Origin of the sequence: Chromobacterium sp. ASV23 (assembly GCF_016428945.1) — a bacterium.
In the GTDB taxonomy this organism is placed as follows: Bacteria; Pseudomonadota; Gammaproteobacteria; order Burkholderiales; family Chromobacteriaceae; genus Chromobacterium; species Chromobacterium sinusclupearum.
The window spans coordinates 37,490-55,004 of the sequence record NZ_JAELTR010000018.1 but is presented as its reverse complement, the minus strand read 5'-3'; the positions used below and the strand labels follow the sequence as shown (position 1 = coordinate 55,004).

The 17,515-nt window shown below is 63.2% G+C and carries 15 protein-coding genes and 2 pseudogenes; 13 read left to right on the top strand and 4 right to left on the bottom strand.

Going from position 1 to position 17,515, the window contains the following annotated elements:
* Positions 1-417, bottom strand: a complete 417-nt coding sequence (locus tag JHD59_RS09915; RefSeq protein WP_103318650.1) for a biopolymer transporter ExbD — start codon at positions 415-417, stop codon at positions 1-3.
* A 2-nt stretch (positions 418-419) separates the two neighbouring features.
* Positions 420-1,034 (bottom strand): MotA/TolQ/ExbB proton channel family protein, encoded by a 615-nt coding sequence (locus JHD59_RS09910; RefSeq protein WP_103318652.1) that lies wholly within the window; start codon positions 1,032-1,034, stop codon positions 420-422.
* Between the two features lie 277 nt (positions 1,035-1,311).
* Between JHD59_RS09910 and JHD59_RS09905 the strand changes: the two genes are divergently transcribed.
* A complete protein-coding gene (locus JHD59_RS09905) occupies positions 1,312-1,770 on the top strand; it encodes a DUF4442 domain-containing protein (protein WP_199154101.1) in 459 nt (152 codons plus the stop codon).
* Positions 1,771-1,836: 66 nt separating this feature from the next.
* On the opposite strand, the gene JHD59_RS09900 is transcribed toward JHD59_RS09905, so the two are convergent.
* Complete coding sequence (locus JHD59_RS09900) at positions 1,837-2,133, bottom strand: helix-turn-helix transcriptional regulator (RefSeq protein WP_043620752.1); 297 nt, start codon at positions 2,131-2,133, stop codon at positions 1,837-1,839.
* Positions 2,134-2,245: 112 nt separating this feature from the next.
* Between JHD59_RS09900 and gpmI the strand changes: the two genes are divergently transcribed.
* The 10 genes and pseudogenes from gpmI to JHD59_RS09850 all read left to right on the top strand — a co-directional run.
* The gene (gene gpmI / locus JHD59_RS09895) at positions 2,246-3,769 is read left to right on the top strand and encodes a 2,3-bisphosphoglycerate-independent phosphoglycerate mutase (protein WP_199154100.1); all 1,524 of its coding nucleotides are present in this window, start codon (positions 2,246-2,248) and stop codon (positions 3,767-3,769) included.
* A 71-nt stretch (positions 3,770-3,840) separates the two neighbouring features.
* Entirely contained in the window at positions 3,841-5,178 is a 1,338-nt protein-coding gene (locus tag JHD59_RS09890; protein ID WP_103318657.1) for a murein hydrolase activator EnvC, read from the top strand.
* A gap of 43 nt (positions 5,179-5,221) precedes the next feature.
* A complete protein-coding gene (locus JHD59_RS09885; RefSeq protein ID WP_199154099.1) occupies positions 5,222-6,649 on the top strand; it encodes a S41 family peptidase in 1,428 nt (475 codons plus the stop codon).
* Between the two features lie 255 nt (positions 6,650-6,904).
* Positions 6,905-8,212, top strand: coding sequence for an amino-acid N-acetyltransferase (argA, locus tag JHD59_RS09880; RefSeq protein ID WP_199154098.1), 1,308 nt, complete (start codon positions 6,905-6,907; stop codon positions 8,210-8,212).
* 96 nt (positions 8,213-8,308) lie between these two features.
* The gene (locus JHD59_RS09875; RefSeq protein WP_103318663.1) at positions 8,309-8,581 is read left to right on the top strand and encodes an oxidative damage protection protein; all 273 of its coding nucleotides are present in this window, start codon (positions 8,309-8,311) and stop codon (positions 8,579-8,581) included.
* Between the two features lie 71 nt (positions 8,582-8,652).
* Positions 8,653-10,728, top strand: a complete 2,076-nt coding sequence (gene ppk1, locus JHD59_RS09870) for a polyphosphate kinase 1 (RefSeq protein ID WP_199154097.1) — start codon at positions 8,653-8,655, stop codon at positions 10,726-10,728.
* A gap of 3 nt (positions 10,729-10,731) precedes the next feature.
* Positions 10,732-11,211, top strand: coding sequence for a DUF456 domain-containing protein (locus JHD59_RS09865; RefSeq protein WP_199154096.1), 480 nt, complete (start codon positions 10,732-10,734; stop codon positions 11,209-11,211).
* A gap of 118 nt (positions 11,212-11,329) precedes the next feature.
* Positions 11,330-12,997 carry an energy-dependent translational throttle protein EttA gene (gene ettA / locus JHD59_RS09860; protein ID WP_199154095.1) on the top strand — a complete coding sequence of 556 codons (1,668 nt, stop codon included), beginning with the start codon at positions 11,330-11,332 and terminating at the stop codon, positions 12,995-12,997.
* Positions 12,998-13,120: 123 nt separating this feature from the next.
* Positions 13,121-13,915 (top strand): annotated as a pseudogene (locus tag JHD59_RS09855) (IS110 family transposase); the annotation flags it as partial.
* 256 nt (positions 13,916-14,171) lie between these two features.
* A pseudogene (locus JHD59_RS09850) lies at positions 14,172-14,417 on the top strand (IS110 family transposase); the annotation flags it as partial.
* 281 nt (positions 14,418-14,698) lie between these two features.
* Here JHD59_RS09850 and JHD59_RS09845 read toward each other — a convergent pair.
* Complete coding sequence (locus JHD59_RS09845) at positions 14,699-15,430, bottom strand: ABC transporter substrate-binding protein (protein ID WP_199154094.1); 732 nt, start codon at positions 15,428-15,430, stop codon at positions 14,699-14,701.
* 87 nt (positions 15,431-15,517) lie between these two features.
* Between JHD59_RS09845 and JHD59_RS09840 the strand changes: the two genes are divergently transcribed.
* Both JHD59_RS09840 and JHD59_RS09835 read left to right on the top strand, forming a co-directional pair.
* Positions 15,518-16,174: a peptidoglycan DD-metalloendopeptidase family protein gene (locus JHD59_RS09840; RefSeq protein ID WP_368671566.1), complete on the top strand. Its 657-nt coding sequence runs from the start codon at positions 15,518-15,520 to the stop codon at positions 16,172-16,174.
* Between the two features lie 51 nt (positions 16,175-16,225).
* A complete protein-coding gene (locus JHD59_RS09835; RefSeq protein WP_199154092.1) occupies positions 16,226-17,416 on the top strand; it encodes a DUF1615 domain-containing protein in 1,191 nt (396 codons plus the stop codon).
* The last annotated feature ends 99 nt before the right edge of the window (positions 17,417-17,515 follow it).

Genomic DNA, 17,515 nt, shown 5'->3' with positions numbered 1-17,515 from the left:
TCACTGCAGATTCTGGGTAGCGAAGGTCAGTTGCGACAAGCCCGCCTCACGCGCCGCCTCCATCACGGTGATCACCGATTGATGGGTGGACTTGGCGTCGGCGTTGACCACTACCACCACATCGCTCTTGCCGGCCGCGGCGGCCTTCAGCTTGTCCAGCAAGCCGGCCTTGTCGCCGCTGGCGAGCTTGGCGTCGCCGACCGCCATCGCGCCGTCGGCCGCCACCGCGACATTGATCTCGGTGGTCTTGTTCTTCTGCTGCTCGCCTTGGGCGGACGGCAGATTGATCTTCAGCTCGGAAAAATGGGAATAGGTGGTGGTGACCATCAGGAAAATCAGGATCACCAGCAGCACGTCGATCAAGGGAATGAAGTTGATCTCCGGCTCGTCCCGGCCGCGTCCGCGACGAAAGTTCATGCTCAGCTCCCGTTCTTGCGCTCGCCGTGCACCACTTCCACCAGCTTGATCGCCTGCGCTTCCATCTCAACCAGCAGGCCGTCCACCTTGGAGCGGAAGTAGCGGTAGAACATCATGCTGGGGATGGCGACGATCAGGCCGAAGGCCGTGTTGTACAAGGCGACGGAAATGCCGTGCGCCAGTTGCTGCGGATTGGCGCCGCTGGCGTTTTGCGAACCAAAGATTTCGATCATGCCGATCACGGTGCCCAACAGACCCAGCAGCGGGGCCATGGCGGCGATGGTGCCCAGCGAGGTCAGCAGACGCTCCAGCTGGTAAGCCACCTGGCGGCCTTCGTCTTCGATCGACTCCTTCATCACTTCGCGGCTGCCATGGACATTGCGCAGGCCGGCGGCGAACAAGCGTCCCAGCGGCGAATGGCCGTGCAGCTTCTGCAGCAGTTCGTCGCGATCGCCGACGCGGCGGTATTCCTGCAGCGTCTGGGCCAGCAGGCCAGACGGCACCACCGCGCCGCGCCGCAGCGTGTACAGGCGTTCCAGAATGATGGCCAGCGACACGACCGAGGCCGCGATAATGGTCCAGATCGGCCAGCCGGCCGCTTCAACGATAGCCCACACGAAGCTTTCTCCGTAATCGATACAAACGTGAGACTTTATTACCTCAATCGGACTGAGGCAACCTCAGACCCGGAAAAATTCCCTGGCATTGCCGCTTTTTTGGGCATGACCAGCCAAATGCCCCGCCCATCGGCCCATTCCACAACTTATCCACAAAGTTATTCCGCGATTATTGTGGATAAATTTCCCGACGCCTGCCGCAGTCTTGAAAGCCAGCATTGACAAGGCTCAAAGCTTTGCCGACGATGAGGCATCCAAACAATCGTTTGAATGAAATATGAACCTTCCCATCTGGCTGATCAAGCTGCTGTTCAATCTGTGGCCGCCCTTCCTCGGCGCCGGCATCCGCGTCCACGCGCTGTCGCCGGACTTCCGCCGGGCCGAGGTGCGGCTGAAGCTGGGTTTAGGCAACCGCAACTACGTCGGCACCCACTTCGGCGGCAGCTTGTACGCGATGACCGACCCATTCTACATGCTGATGCTGCTGCGCCAGCTGGGCAATGATTACTATGTATGGGACAAGTGCGGGCGCATCGACTACGTCAAGCCGGGCCGCGGCGTGGTGCGGGCGCTGTTCAATCTGCAAGACGAGCAGCTGGCGGAAATCCGCGCCCTGACCGCCGACGGCGAAAAACATCTGCCGGAAATGACGGTGGAAATCCGCGACGCCGACGACGAGCTGGTAGCTACGGTGCACAAGACCCTATACGTGCGCAAGAAGCCCCATCTGCGCTGAAGCCGCCGCCATCAACAAAAAAAGCCGCTTTTCAAGCGGCTTTTTTTTTGCGAGTCCGGCTGCGGATTACTCCCCGAAACCACAGAACACTTCGCGCATCATCTTCAGCACTTCCAGCGTGCGAATGTCGCCTACGCGGTAAAAGACACGGTTGGCATCCTTGCGCGTGCGCAAAACGCCCTTGTCCCGCATAATAGCGAGGTGCTGGGAAATATTGCTCTGGGAGGTGCCAACCTGCTCGACAATGTCTTGCACGCTCACTTCCCGGTCTTCCAGCACCGATATGATCTTCAGACGCAGCGGATGCGACATGGCTTTCATCGCCCGCGAGGTCTGCTCGATCTGGTCGTCGTTGAACAGCAAAGCGTTTCTCCTAACCTAATGTAGCTTGAATTTTATTGATTTGACTGCGTGACAATAGTATCGGCAAAATTCGATACTATCAAGGTTTTCTAATATTCTGAATGCGAATGCCATGAAATCGATCACCCCGGTGTTGCTATTAATCCTCGACGGCTTCGGCCACCGCACGGAAGGCGACGACAACGCCATCCTGCATGCCAACATGCCCAACTGGAACCGCCTGCGCCAGCAGTACGCGTACGGCACCATCAACGCGTCGGAAAACTTTGTCGGACTGCCCTCCGGCCAGTTTGGCAACTCCGAGGTGGGCCACCTCAACATCGGGGCCGGCCGCATCGTGCAGCAGGACATCAGCCGCATCGACTGCGACATCGAGGACGGCCGCTTCGCATCGAATGACACGCTGCAACAAGCCATGAGCAAAGCTCAAAACTCTGCCCTGCATGTGTTCGGCCTGTTATCCGACGGGGGTGTGCACAGCCATGAAAACCACATCCATGCGCTGATCCGCGCCGCCCAGGCCGCCGGCGTGCCCCAGATCTACGTCCACGCCTTCCTCGACGGCCGCGACACGCCGCCGCGCAGCGCCGAAACCTACCTCAAGCGCCTGGACGCCGTGCTGGCAGAATGCCCGAACGCGCGCCTGGTCTCCGTCACCGGCCGCTACTGGGCAATGGACCGCGACAAGCGCTGGGAGCGCGTCGAGCCGGCCTACCGCCTGCTGGTGGAAGGCGAGGGACTGTTCCATGCCGAAACCGGCCTCGCGGCGCTGCAAGCCGCCTACGCCCGCGACGAGAACGACGAATTCGTCAAGGCCACCGGCATCGGCGCGCCGGTGAAGATGCAGGACGGCGACGTCGTCATCTTCATGAACTTCCGCGCCGACCGCGCGCGCCAGCTGACCACTGCGCTGACCGACCCCGCCTTCGACGGCTTCCCGGCCCGCCAGCCCAAGTTCGGCTACTTCGCCACCCTCACCTCCTACGGCGAGGCTTACTCCGCGCTGCCGACGGCCTACGCGCCGCAAAAAATCAGCAACGGCATGGGCGAATACCTGTCGGCTCAGGGCATGAAGCAGCTGCGCATCGCCGAAACCGAGAAATACCCGCACGTGACCTACTTCTTCAACGGCGGCGAAGAGCAAGTGTATCCAGGCGAAGACCGCATCCTGGTGCCGTCGCCCAAGGTGGCCACCTATGACCTGCAACCGGAAATGAGCGCCGGCGAGGTAACCGACAAGATCGTCGCCGCCATTCAGTCCGGCCAATACCAGGCCATTTTCTGCAACTACGCCAATGGCGACATGGTGGGCCACAGCGGCGTGTTCGACGCTGCGGTCAAGGCCGTGGAGGCGCTGGACGGCTGCATCGAACGCTGCGTGGAAGCGATGCTGGCGGCCGGCGGCGAAGTGCTGATCACCGCCGACCACGGCAACTGCGAACAGATGTATGACGGCGAGCACCACCAGCCGCACACGCAGCACACCACCAACAAAGTGCCGTTCCTGTACATCGGCCGCCCGGCGAAAATCCGGGACGGCGGCTCGCTGCGCGACATCTCGCCGTCGCTGCTGGCCATGATGGGTCTGGAACAACCCGTGGAAATGACCGGTCAATCGCTGATCGACTTCCAATAATCGCCCCGACAAACGGCGGCCATGCCTGGCATGGCCGCCGTTGTTGCCTCAAGCGAAAGAACATCAAGGGAATGAAACGCTATCTCCTGCTGGCCCTGCTGGCCGGTGCCGCCCAGGCGGCCAACACCTCCTCCTCTTCCGCCCTGTCGGCCGCGCCGCATCAGCAGGATCTGAAAACCGTGCGCAAGGAAATCGACAGCCTGAAAAAGGATCTGGCGCAGAAGCAGTCCGTGCAGAAGGAGGCGCAATCCGCCATCAAGGAATCCGAGCAGGCGATCAACCAGACCCAACAAGCCCTGGCCACGCTGGAAGAAAAACACAACCGCTCCGAACAGCAACTGGCCGAGCTGCGCGCGAAGATCGACCAAACCCGCCGCACCCTGGCCGAAACCCGCCAGCGCGTGGGCCAGATGCTGGTCCGTCAATACAAGAACGGCCAGCATGATGCGATGAAGCTGATGATGAACGCCGACGATCCGAATCAGAACGCGCGCGACCTGACCTACTATCAGCACATCGCCCAAGCCGAGCAACAGCTGGTGCGGCAACTGGTAGCCCAACAGCAGCAGCTGGAAACCCTGTCCTCGCAGCTGGAGCAGGAACTGGCCCGCTTGAACAGCATGTCCAGCCGCAAGGCCCAGGAAAAGAACGAACTGGAAAAGGACAAGACCCAGCAGCAGCAGCAATTGAGCAAGGTATCCGGCGAAATCAAGCAAAGCCAGAGCAAGCTGACTCAGTTGCAGGAGGACGAGAAACGCCTGACCAACCTGATCGCCCAGATTAACCGCGAAATCCAGCGCCGCCGCGCGGAAGCGGTGCGCAAGGCGGCCGAGGCGCGCAAAGCCAAGCAGGCTGCGGCGCGCGAAGCCGCCCGCAAAGAAAACGAACGCCGCCGCCAGCTGGCGGAAAACGCCAAGAAACAGGGCAAGCCGGTGCCGGAAGAGGCGAAAAAACAGGTGGTGGTCAAGGAAGAGCCGGCCGAACAGGTCGACGACGTGGCGGACGGCAGCGCGGCCGGCCGCGCCTTCGCCAGCCTGCAGGGCAAGATGAAGCTGCCGGTGGCCGGCCAGATTGCCGGCGCCTTCGGCAAGCCGCGCCGCGAAGGCACCACCTGGAAAGGCATTTTCATTCGCACCGCGGTTGGTCAGCCAGTACACACCGTGGCCGATGGCACGGTAGTATATGCCGATCAGTTGCGAGGATTCGGCAAGGCGGTGGTCATCGACCACGGCGGCAACTACATGACGGTCTACACCGGTCTGTCGGCGATCGCGAAATCATCCGGCAGCAGCGTCAAGGCCGGTGAAACACTTGGCAACACTGGTACACTGGACAACGGGGATGCCGGATTGTACTTTGAGATACGGCACCTGGGTCGCCCCCTCAACCCGCAGGCCTGGACACGCTAAGGTGCCGGGTACGGAGAATTTGCACAGCATGAGCAGCCAAAGAATGAAAAAAATCGCCTGGTTGGTGGCCGGAGCCATGGCAGGCGGCGTCCTCACCCTCAGCATGCAGGCGCTGGCCGACAAGGAAGCGTCTCCGCTGCCGTTGAACGAGCTGCGCACCTTCGCCGAGGTGTTCAGCCTGATCAAGCAGAGCTATGTCGAGCCGGTGGACGACAAGAAGCTGATCGACGAAGCGATCAAGGGGATGCTGACCGGACTGGACCCGCACTCCGATTACATGACGCCGGATGAATTCAAGGAACTGCGCGAAGGCACGCAGGGCGAATTCGGCGGCCTCGGCATCGAAATCGGCGCCGAGGACGGCCTGGTCAAGGTGGTGTCCCCTATCGAGGACACCCCGGCGCAGAAGGCCGGCATCAAGAGCGGCGACCTGATCATCAAGATCGACGACACCCCGGTGCGCGGCCTGTCGCTGAACGACGCGGTGAAGAAGATGCGCGGCAAACCCGGCAGCAAGGTCACGCTGACCATCGCCCGCAAGAACGAAACCAAGCCCTTGGTCTTCACGCTGGCGCGCGCCATCATCAAGACCAAGAGCGTCAAGTACAAGATGCTGGAGCCGGACTTCGGCTACGTGCGCATCGCCCAATTCCAGGAGCACACGGCGGAAGACCTGGCGGCCGGCCTGCAAAAACTGTACAAGGACAACAAGCAGCCGCTGAAGGGCCTGGTGCTGGACCTGCGCGACGATCCGGGCGGCCTGCTCAACGGCGCCGTCGGCGTGGCCGCGGCCTTCCTGCCCAAGGACAAGCTGGTGGTCTACACCGAAGGCCGCACGCCGGACGCCAAGATGCGCCTGACGGCCACGCTGCAGAACTATGCCCGCCAGAACGGCACGGACCCGCTGGCCAAGCTGCCGGCCGAGGCGCGCAACGTGCCGATGGTGGTGCTGGTCAACGGCGGCTCCGCCTCGGCGTCGGAAATCGTCGCCGGCGCGCTGCAGGACCAGAAGCGCGCGCTGCTGGTAGGCACGCAAACCTTCGGCAAGGGCTCGGTGCAGTCCATTCTGCCGCTGGGCAGCCAGGGCGGCATCAAGCTGACCACCGCCCGCTACTTCACGCCTAGCGGCCGCTCCATCCAGGCCAAGGGCATCGTGCCGGACGTGGTGGTGGAAGACGCCACCCTGACCGCCGCGGACCAGGCGCTGCGCGTGCGCGAGGCCGATCTGGAGAACCACCTCGCCAATCCGAATGGCGACGACAAACCGGCCAAGACCGCCAAGCCGGAAGTCAAACCGGCGCCGAAGCCGGTCGCCGCGCCGGTTCAGCAGCAGGACAAGGGCAAACCGCAGGACAACCCGGACGATGCCGGTTTTGGCCCGCGCGAACCGAATGTGAAGAACGACTACCAGCTATCGCAGGCATTGAACGTGCTCAAGGTGCAGCAGATTCTGCAAAAGCGCGCAAACTAAGCCCGCATGCTCTGACAACGCTCCCCTTCGGGAGCGTTTTTGTTTTCCTTGCCCAAATACCGTAAGACCCGCTAACAAAACCCCTGATCCTGCGTTGCGCCTCCTTGCCGCACTCAAGTACTGTCTGCGTCGGCGCGCCTTGGCTCAGGCTCTCTCACGAGGTTTTGTTAGCGGCTCTAAATCCATCCTGCAAAACAGCGTCATTCCTGCTACGCTATCCGGTTGAATCACCGTTTCCGCCGGAGCCGTTTTACCATGCCAACCCGCGAGTTCGTTCTGACTTTCCGCGAAGCCGCTCCCTACATCAACGCCTATCGCGGCAAGACCTTTGTGCTGGCGCTGGGCGGCGAAAGCCTGGTTGACGGCGACTTCTCCAGCATGGCCCAGGACATCAACCTGTTGGTCAGCCTGGGCGTGCGCATCGTGCTGGTGCATGGCATCCGGCCGCAGATCGAAGCGCTGCTGAAGCGCCACGGCATCGCCCGCCTGTTCCACCGCGATCGACGCGTCACCGACGCCGCCACCATGGATGTGGTCAAACAGGCCGCCGGCGCCACCCGCCACGATGTGGAGGCCCGGCTGTCGATGGGCATGCCGCACTCGCCGATGCATGGCGCCCACTTGCGGGTGGCCGGCGGCAATTTCGTCACGGCGCAGCCATTGGGCGTGCTGGACGGCGTGGACATGCAGTACACCGGCCAGGTGCGCCGCGTCGATGCCGCCGCCATCCGCCAGCGGCTGGATTGCGGAGAGCTGGTGCTGCTGACGCCGGTAGGCTATTCGCTGACCGGCGAGAGCTTCAACCTGACCATGGAAGAGCTGGCCACCCACGTCGCCATCGCGCTGAAGGCGGAAAAATTGATCTACGTGGTGGAAGGCCGCGGCGTGGTGGAGCGCGACGGCCAGCTGATCAGCTCGCTGACCGCGCAGCAGGCCGAGGAAATGCTGCAATCGGGCAGCCTGCCCGAGGACGTGGCCGCCTACCTGCCCTACTGCATCCGCGCCACCCGCGACGGGATTCCGCGCGCCCACTTGATCAGCCGCCATCAGGATGGCGCGCTGCTGCTGGAACACTTCACCCGCGGCGGCAACGGCACCATGATCGCCCGCGATCAGCTGGTGCGGGTGCGCCATGCCAGCATTGAAGATGTCGGCGACATCCTGGCGCTAATCCAGCCGCTGGAAGAGCAAGGCATTCTGGTGCGGCGCAGCCGCGAGCGGCTGGAAGTGGAAATCGGCGAATACGCGGTGCTGGAGCACGACGGCAAAGTCTATGGCTGCGTGGCGATGCATCCGTTTCCGGAGGCCGACACCGCCGAGCTGGCCTGTCTGGCGGTGTCGCCGGAGAAACGCGACGGCGGCTTCGGCGAAATGCTGCTGCGGCACGTGGAGTACCAGGCGCGCGCCCGCGGCCTGCAGTCGCTGTTCGTGCTGACGACCCAGACCTCGCACTGGTTTGTCGAGCGCGGCTTCGCCGAGGCGGACAAGAGCTCGCTGCCGTTGGCGCGCCAACAGTTCTACAATTTTCAGCGCCGTTCCAAGGTGTTTGTAAAACAGCTGTAACCCCTTGCACCCATGATGCAGCCAAGGTTGGAAGCTCGCGCCCGCTGTGACACAATAGCCCGCTGTGCCAATCAGAATACAAGCAAGGATTAAGCCATGAGCAGAACCGTCAATTGCGTCAAGCTGGGCCGCGAAGCCGAAGGCCTCGACTTCCCGCCGCTGCCGGGCGAGCTGGGCAAGCGCGTTTTCGAAAACGTGTCCAAGGAAGCCTGGCAAGGCTGGCTGCGCTACCAGACCATGCTGATCAACGAAAACCGCCTCAGCCTGGCCGATGCCCGCGCCCGCCAATATCTGGCGTCGCAACTGGAGGCCTACTTCTTCGGCGCCGGCGCCGATGCCCCGGCCGGTTACACGCCGCCGCAGAACTAATCTTGTCATCCAGCCCTCCAAGCGAGGGCTTTATTGTCTCCATCTCTCGAAAATATTGGCTCTCACACCGTATGTCACAACCGCAAGACCTGCTGCTGAATCGTGAACTGGGATTGATAGAATTCAACCGCCGCGTGCTGGCCCAGGCGGAAGACCCGAATCTACCGCTCTTGGAGCGGCTGAAATTCCTGTGTATCGTCTCCTCCAACCTCGACGAATTCTTCGAGGTACGCATCGCCTGGCTGCAGGATGCGGCCCATGCCACGCCGGAGCGCATCCTGGCCGACGGTTCCACGCCGGAGCAGGCCCTGGCCAAGGTGGCCCGCGCCTGCCATCAGCTGGTGCGCGAGCAGTACGCGGTGATGAGCGAGGTGCTGTTCCCGGCCTTGCGCCAGGAGGGCATCATCTTCCTGCGCCGCAACGAATGGACCGAGCAGCAACGCGAGTGGGTGCAGAGCTATTTCTTCCGCGAGTTGATGCCCATCCTGACGCCGATCGGGCTGGATCCGTCCCACCCCTTCCCCAAGGTCTTGAACAAATCGCTGAACTTCGCGGTGGAGCTGGAAGGCCGCGACGCCTTCGGCCGCGCCTCCGGCACCGCCATCGTGCAGGCGCCGCGCATCCTGCCGCGGGTGATCAAGCTGCCGCCGGAAGTCTGCGACGGCCATGCGCACTGCTTCGTCTTCCTGTCCTCCATCCTGCACTCGCATGTGCATGAACTGTTCCCGGGCATGGCGGTCAAGGGCTGCTACCAGTTCCGCGTCACCCGCGACAGCGAACTGTCCGTCGAAGACGACGACTTCAAGAACCTGCGCACCGCGCTGCAAGGCGAATTGCGCCAGCGCCAGTTCGGCGACGCGGTCCGGCTGGAAATCGCCGACACCTGCCCACAGCACATGGAATCGTTCCTTCTGACCCAGTTCAACCTGCAGGCGCGCGATGTCTACCGCGTCAACGGCCCGGTGAACCTGGTGCGCCTGATGCAGGTGCCGGACCTGGTGGACCGCTCCGACCTGAAATTCGCGCCGTTTGCGCCGTCGCTGCCGGTCGCGCTGCAGAAAAAAGCCAAGCCGCCGCTGTTCGAAACCATCCGCAAGGGCGACATCCTGCTGCATCACCCGTACCAGAGCTTCCAACCGGTGATCGACTTCCTGACCCAGGCGGCGACCGACCCGCACGTGGTGGCGATCAAGATGACGGTGTATCGCACCGGCACCGACTCGGTGCTGATGGAATCGCTGATCGCCGCCGCCCGCGCCGGCAAGCAGGTGACGGTGGTGGTGGAGCTGATGGCCCGTTTCGACGAAGAAGCCAATATCGGCTGGGCCAGCCGGCTGGAAGACGCCGGCGCCCACGTGGTGTACGGCGTGATCGGCTACAAGGTGCACGCCAAGATGCTGATGGTGGTGCGCCGCGAAGCGCACGGCCTGCACCGCTACGTGCACCTGGGCACCGGCAACTACCACCCGCGCACCGCGCGGATGTATACCGACTTCGGCCTGTTGACCTGCAACGAGGAAATCGCCAGCGACGTCAACGATATCTTCGTCCAGCTCACCGGCCTGGGCCGCGCCAGCAGCCTGAAGCACCTGTTCCAAAGCCCTTTCACCCTGCACAGCATGATCATGCAGTCCATCGAGCGCGAGATCGAGCACGCCCAGGCCGGCAAGCCGGCGCAGATCATCGCCAAGATGAATTCGCTGCTGGAGCCGCAGGTCATCCACGCGCTGTACCGCGCCAGCCAGGCTGGCGTGAAGATCCAGTTGATCGTGCGCGGCGTGTGCGCGCTGCGCCCAGGCGTGCCGGGCCTGTCCGACAACATCACGGTGCGCTCCATCGTTGGCCGCTTCCTGGAACACCCGCGCGTGTTCTACTTCTACAACGACCACAAGGAAGACCTGCTGATGTCCAGCGCCGACTGGATGGGCCGCAACTTCTTCCGCCGTATCGAAACCTGCGTGCCGATTCTGGACAGCAAGCTGAAGCGCCGCATCATCAAGGAAGCGCTGCGCATGTATCTGGAAGACAACGTCAACAGCTGGGAAATGCAGCCCGATGGCGGCTACAAACGCCGCTCCGGCCGCGGCAAGCCGCATTGCGCGCAGCTGGAACTGCTGGCGCTGTACACCGGCCCGCAGGCGGAATAAGCCATGACCGCTCTTGGTTATCTGGCTGCCGCGCTGCTGATGGTCGCCGGCCTCGCCGGCACCATCATCCCGGCCATCCCCGGCCTGCCCTTGCTGTTTGGCGGCCTGCTGCTGGCGTCCTGGCTGGATAACTTCCAGCATCTGGGCGCGATCAGCCTGAGCATTCTGGCTGTGCTGGCGGCGCTGGGCCTGCTGGTCGATTTTGTAGCCGGCCTGCTGGGGGCCAAGGCCACCGGCGCCAGCCGGCAAGCCTTATGGGGCGCCTTCATCGGCGGCCTGGCCGGCATGTTTCTCGGCCTGGTCGGCGTCATTCTGGGGCCGATGATAGGCGCGGTGATCGGCGAATTCCTCGCCCGCAAGGACGCCTTCCAGGCGGGAAAAGTCGGCATCGGCACCTTGCTCGGCTTCATCGTCGGCGCCGTGGCCAAGGTGGCCTGCGCCTTCGCCATGCTGGCCACCGCCGCGCTGGCATTGGTGTTCTGACCCGCATTTTCTCGATTCAAGCGCGGCCGGCATCACGCCGGCCGCTTTGCCATCTGTGCTTGCCACGCCGTTTTGGTAGAATCAGCGCTTAGTCCATTCAAACAATGTGAATAAGTCCATGGCCCAATACGTGATGTCGATGCTCCGCGTGAGCAAGATCGTCCCCCCGAAGCGTCAGATCATCAAGGACATCTCCCTGTCCTTCTTCCCCGGCGCCAAGATCGGCCTGCTGGGTCTGAACGGCGCGGGCAAATCCACCGTGCTGAAGATCATGGCCGGCGTGGAAAAAGAATACGACGGCGAGGTGCAATGGCAGCCTAACCTCAACATCGGCTATCTGCCGCAGGAACCGCAACTCGACCCGGAAAAAACCGTGCGCGAGGAAGTGGAAAGCGGCATGGGCGATGTGATGGGCGCGCAAAAGCGCCTGGAAGAAGTGTATGCCGCCTACGCCGACCCGGACGCCGACTTCGACGCCCTGGCCGAAGAACAGGCCAAACTGGAAGCCATCATCTCCGCCGGCGCCGGCGACAATGTCGAGCACCAGCTGGAACTGGCCGCCGACGCGCTGCGCCTGCCGCCGTGGGACGCCAAGATCGGCCCGCTGTCCGGCGGCGAGAAACGCCGCGTGGCCCTGTGCAAGCTCTTGCTGTCCAAGCCCGACATGTTGCTGCTGGACGAGCCGACCAACCACCTGGACGCCGAATCCGTCGAGTGGCTGGAACAGTTCCTGGTCCGCTTCCCCGGCACCGTGGTGGCGGTGACCCACGACCGCTACTTCCTGGACAACGCCGCCGAATGGATTCTGGAACTGGACCGCGGCGAAGGCATCCCGTGGAAGGGCAACTACTCGTCCTGGCTGGAACAAAAGGAAGCCCGCCTGGAGCAGGAAGCCAAGAGCGAAGGCGCCCGCATGAAGGCGATGAAGCAGGAACTGGAATGGGTGCGCCAAAACCCCAAGGGCCGCCAGGCCAAGTCCAAGGCGCGTATCGCCCGCTTCGAGGAGCTGTCCAGCTATGAAACCCAGAAGCGCAACGAAACCCAGGAAATCTTCATTCCGGTGGCCGAGCGTCTGGGCAATGAAGTGATCGAGTTCGAAAACGTATCCAAGGGCTTCGGCGACCGCCTGCTGATCGACAATCTGAGCTTCAAGGCGCCGGCTGGCGCCATCGTCGGCATCATCGGCCCCAACGGTGCCGGCAAGTCCACGCTATTCAAGATGATAGCCGGCAAGGAACAACCGGACGCCGGCTCGGTGAAGATCGGCCAGACCGTGCAAATGGCCTTCGTTGAGCAAACCCGCGAGGGCCTGGACGGCGACAAGACCGTGTTCGAAGACGTGGCCGCCGGCGCCGACATCCTGACCGTCGGCAAGTTTGAAATGTCCAGCCGCGCTTATCTGGGCCGCTTCAACTTCAAGGGCGCCGACCAACAGAAAAAGGTGGGCATGCTGTCCGGCGGCGAGCGCGGCCGTCTGCACCTGGCCAAGACGCTGCTGAAAGGCGGCAATGTGCTGCTGCTGGACGAACCGTCCAACGACCTTGACGTGGAAACCCTGCGCGCGCTGGAAGACGCCTTGCTGGAATACGCCGGCACCGTGTTCGTGATCTCGCACGACCGCTGGTTCCTGGACCGTATCGCCACCCATATCCTGGCGGCGGAAGGCGAATCGCAATGGACCTTATTCGACGGCAACTATCAAGAATACGAAGCCGACAAGAAGAAACGCCTGGGCGAAGAAGGCGCCAAGCCCAAGCGCATCCGCTACAAGCCGATCACCCGCTGATCATTACGCTGTTTGCCATGCCAAGCCCCCGCCTGCGGGGGCTAATGTGATGGTCAGCCCGACTCAACCGCCCTGCTGGCGTAAGCTAGCAGGGCGGTTTCCCTTTCTGCGCAGGAGGTCCTCATGGCTACCATCACCCTCATCGGCATCGATATCGGCAAACACAGCTTTCACCTGGTGGCACACGATGTCCACGGCAACATCTTGCTCAAACGCCAGTTTGGCCGCCACACCCTGATTGACTTCCTCGCCCGCCACCCGCCCTGCCGCATCGTCATGGAGGCCTGCTGCGGCGCGCACTGGCTGGCCCGCAAGCTGGCCGGCTTCGGCCATACCGTGCAGTTGATCGCGCCGCAATACGTGCGTCCCTTCGTCCAAGGCAACAAGAACGATTTTCTCGATGCCCAGGCCATTTGCGAAGCCGCATCGCGTCCCACCATGCGCTACGTCGCCGTGAAATCGCCCGAACAGCAGGCTCAGTCGGCGCTGCACCGTTTGCGTGAAGCGCGCATCCGCGAGCGGGTACAGACCGGCAACCAGATTCACGCCTTGCTGCTGGCGTTCGGCCTGGCGCTGCCGCAGGGGGTACGCGGGCTGCAGCAAGCGCATGTGCTGCTGAGAGAACACGATGCCGCCTTGCCCGAAGGCGCCTGGCGCGTGTTGGAGAAACAGTTGCAGCACCACGATCTGCTGCTGCAGGAGATCGAGACGCTGGATCGCGAGATCGCCGCTCAGGCTAAACAGGATGATGTGGCGCGGCGCTTGATGACGGTGCCGGGCATCGGCCCGATCACCGCCAGCCAGTTGGCGGCCGATGCCGGCAATGCCAAGGGGTACGGCCATGCGCGCGACTTTGCCGCCTCGCTGGGTCTGGTGCCGCGGCAGCACTCGACAGGCGGCAAGGCCAAGCTGCTAGGGGCTGTTGACGTTTGGTGAGTGGATCGCGTTTGAGCCGATTTGGCCCGGAAGCAAGGCGCGCAGTCCGACGCATAGTCATTCTATGCAAGGACTGGGCAACGCGGCTTCCGGACCAAAGCGGCCAAACCCGCAGGGCCGGGCGCCTTTCGTGCCGACTCTTCGTTGTTCCGCGCTGGCAGAGAATGACTATGCGGCGCGCGAAACGCCTCGATTCGGCGCAAAATGCATCGCGGCGCGACCGCTCCCCAAACGTCAACAGCCCCTAGGCATCAGCAAGCGCGGAGACAAATCGCTGCGCCGGCTGCTGGTGCAATGCGCGCATGTGATCATGCAGCGAGCGGCGCACTGGGACAGCGCCCTGGCCCAGTGGACGGCCCAGCTGATGCTGCGTCGGCCGAGCCAAGTGGTGGCGTGCGCGGTGGCGAATAAATTGGCGCGGGTGGTGTGGGCGATTCTGGCCCAAGGCGGCGAGTATCGCCCGCATCCCCGCGCCGGGATGTAAAAACCGCCGGGCGATCCCCCGGCGGTTAGGAGCAGACCTGCTTTTGCGACGACAGACCCTGATGACGACAATCGGCCAAACGGCTTGGCGGCAAACCTGACATGCAAAATAGTCTGTGCAGACTGTGGGGCTTTTGAGGACCGTCAGGCGCGGCTCACATCATGGACCGGGCGGCATTGCCCACCGAGAGTCCAGATAGATTAGAGCAAGCCTACCTTGTCAGTATGAATCAGTGTTCTGGAGTTGCAAAACTCGGGCTGACCATAGATTTTGCTGCCCGCTCACTCCAGATAACGCGCGGTGATGCGCTCCATCTCGCCGCTTTCGCGCAGCCAGCGGAACGCATTATTCAGCCTCTGGGCCACATCTTCCGGCATGCGCTTGCCGCAGGCCAGGTAAATGCGAGTCTCCTGCAGCCTCAGCGCTTCCTGGATTTGCGCGGCGCTGCGTCCCTGCTTCTTCACCAGATAACGCGCAACCGGGCTATGCACGGCCCAGGCATCGGCCACGCCCATGCTCAGCTCGCGATACGCGTCTTCCGTGGTGGGCAGATCGGCAAAAGCCACATCGTGCTGATGCAGCCATTCGGCCATGGACGACCCCAGCAATGCCACTACGCGCTTGCCCTTCAAGTCGGCCAGCGTGCGGATATCAGCCTGCTTATCCGCCAATACATACAGCGATTGGCTGCTGCTATCCAGCAAACCGACCCAGCGGTATTGCTCCTCGCGCTTGGGCGAGCGGGTCAAGGGCGCCAAACAGCCATACGTTTCGCTCTGCGCCTGCATCTGCGCCCGCTTCCAAGGCAGATCCACCCATTGCCCGCGCAGGCCGACATGGGCCAACGCCTGCTGGATGGCCTCCAGCGCGATGCCCTGTCGCGGCGGCACATCCGCGCCGATGATGAATGGCGGGTAGTCGATCGAATAAAGATGGATGACGATGGATGACTCGGCCGCATGCAACGGCAGGGAACCCAGGCAGCCCAATATCAGCCCAAACAGTTTCTTCATTCCACCCTCTCCAGCGGCAGCGTCCCGTGACGGTGTAAAATGGCAACCATGTCATTGCGAACCCTTATTCTTTGTAGCAGCTTATGCTTGGCCGCTTGCGCCTCCTCGCCTCCGGCCAACGCGCCGGCTCCGGCGGGCTACTACCGTGTGCAGTCCGGCGACACGCTGTACCGCATTGCCCGTCAATACAAGCAGAGCGTGGGCAATCTGGCACGCTGGAACCAATTGGCCGACAGCTCCAGCATCCAGGCCGGGCAATTGCTGCGAGTCCAGCCGCCGGCCGGCGCCGGCAAATCCGCGTCGGCGGCGAACAAGCCATCGGCCAAAGCCGCGCCGGCCAAGCCGGCGGAAAAACCAGCCGCGCCGCCGCCCAAACTGACCATCAAGCTGCAATGGCCGGCCGATGGCGCGGTCATTGCCAATTACGACGGCAATCGCAATAAGGGGCTGGATATCGCGGGCCAGGCCGGCGATCCGGTGCGCGCCGCCGCCGCCGGCAAGGTGGTGTATGCCGGTAAAGGCATACGCGCCTACGGCAATCTGCTGATCGTCAAGCACAACGCCGACACGCTGACCGTCTACGCCCATAATCAGCGTCTGCTGGTCAAAGAGGACGATCAAGTCAGCGCGGGTCAGCAGATCGCCACCATGGGCGACTCCGGCGCCAACCGCGTCAAGCTACACTTCGAATTGCGGCTGGGCACCCAGGTGGTCAATCCGGCCGCCTATCTGCCGCATCGTTGACGAGCCGGCCAGCCCGCCAACGCTCCGCCGCCTGTACAACAAGATAACGACATGAACCGCACCTTGCTCCCGCTCCTGCTAGCCGCCGCGCTGGCAGGCTGCGCCGCCCAGCCGCCCAAGCAACCCGCCCATGCATCCGCGCCGTTGCCCGCCGCCGCCTCGGCGCCGGCAGTCGAATCCGCCCCGCCTGCGCCCGTTCAGCCGCCGCAGCCCCCCGCGCCCAAGCCTGCGGCCGCGCCGCGCAACTTCATCCCGACATCCGTTCCCCCAGGCGTGCGCGACCGCCAAGGCTGGATCGCCGATATCGACAGCGCCTTCCGCCATCTGCAGATCCCGCCCACCGCCGAAAACGCCTGCGCGCTGGCGGCGGTGATCGAGCAGGAATCGAGCTGGCAGGCCGACCCTACGGTGCCGGGCCTGCCGAAAATCGTCTGGAGCAAGATAGAGGAACGCGCCCACCGCTATCTGGTGCCGCTGTCGGTGGTGAAAACCGCGCTGCTGAAAACTTCGCCCAATGGCCAGAGCTACAAGGCGCGGATAGATGGCCTGCGCACCGAGCGCGAGATGAACCAGCTGTACGAGGACATGGCGCGGGAAGCCAAGCAAATGGGGCTGCCGATGGAGATGAAGAACCCCATCCGCACCGGCGGGCCGATGCAGGTCAGCGTGGAGTTCGCCGAATCCCACGTCAAGGCCTGGCCCTACCCGTATGCGCACCGCGACAGCATCCGCCACCAGGTCTTCACCCGCCGCGGCGGGGTCTACTTCGGCGCGGCCATCCTGCTGCAATACCCCGCGCCGTACCAGGACATGCGCTACCGCTTCGCCGACTTCAACGCCGGCCGCTACAGCAGCCGCAACGCGGCGTTCCAGGCCGCGCTGTCCCGCATCGGCGCGCGCAAGCTGGCGCTGGATGGCGATCTGTTGAATTACCAAGACAGCAAGCCCTCCGGCAGCCAGCAGGCTGCGCTGACGCTCGCCGGCAAGCTAGGCATGAGCCGAGACGCCATCCTGCGCGATTTGAAACAGGAAAAATATTCGGCCTTTGGCCAGAGCGAGCTGTACCGCCGGGTGTTCGCGCTGGCGGACCGCCAGCATGGCAAGCCGCTGCCGCGCGCCATCATGCCGCAGATCGACCTCAAAAGCCCCAAGATCACCCGCAAGCTGACTACGCAGTGGTTCGCCGAGCGAGTGGATGGCCGCTATCAACGATGCCTGGCGCGCGTGAGCGCCGCCGACTGATGCCAAGCCGCTGACGACGTCATATAATCCCATGCAACGGCCGGTTTCCCGGCCGTTCTACATTTAAAAAAATAGCGGCAACGCCGCACTTGCTCAGGT

What these genes read in the sequence shown, in the direction of transcription:
- ppk1 (WP_199154097.1), top strand. Translation starts at nt 8,653, where the DNA reads ATGTCACAACCGCAAGACCTGCTGCTGAATCGTGAACTGGGATTGATA.
- JHD59_RS09835 (WP_199154092.1), top strand. Translation starts at nt 16,226, where the DNA reads ATGAACCGCACCTTGCTCCCGCTCCTGCTAGCCGCCGCGCTGGCAGGC.
- JHD59_RS09865 (WP_199154096.1), top strand. Translation starts at nt 10,732, where the DNA reads ATGACCGCTCTTGGTTATCTGGCTGCCGCGCTGCTGATGGTCGCCGGC.
- JHD59_RS09905 (WP_199154101.1), top strand. Translation starts at nt 1,312, where the DNA reads ATGAACCTTCCCATCTGGCTGATCAAGCTGCTGTTCAATCTGTGGCCG.
- ettA (WP_199154095.1), top strand. Translation starts at nt 11,330, where the DNA reads ATGGCCCAATACGTGATGTCGATGCTCCGCGTGAGCAAGATCGTCCCC.
- gpmI (WP_199154100.1), top strand. Translation starts at nt 2,246, where the DNA reads ATGAAATCGATCACCCCGGTGTTGCTATTAATCCTCGACGGCTTCGGC.
- JHD59_RS09885 (WP_199154099.1), top strand. Translation starts at nt 5,222, where the DNA reads ATGAAAAAAATCGCCTGGTTGGTGGCCGGAGCCATGGCAGGCGGCGTC.
- JHD59_RS09915 (WP_103318650.1), bottom strand. Translation starts at nt 417, where the DNA reads ATGAACTTTCGTCGCGGACGCGGCCGGGACGAGCCGGAGATCAACTTC.
- JHD59_RS09875 (WP_103318663.1), top strand. Translation starts at nt 8,309, where the DNA reads ATGAGCAGAACCGTCAATTGCGTCAAGCTGGGCCGCGAAGCCGAAGGC.
- JHD59_RS09890 (WP_103318657.1), top strand. Translation starts at nt 3,841, where the DNA reads ATGAAACGCTATCTCCTGCTGGCCCTGCTGGCCGGTGCCGCCCAGGCG.
- JHD59_RS09845 (WP_199154094.1), bottom strand. Translation starts at nt 15,430, where the DNA reads ATGAAGAAACTGTTTGGGCTGATATTGGGCTGCCTGGGTTCCCTGCCG.
- argA (WP_199154098.1), top strand. Translation starts at nt 6,905, where the DNA reads ATGCCAACCCGCGAGTTCGTTCTGACTTTCCGCGAAGCCGCTCCCTAC.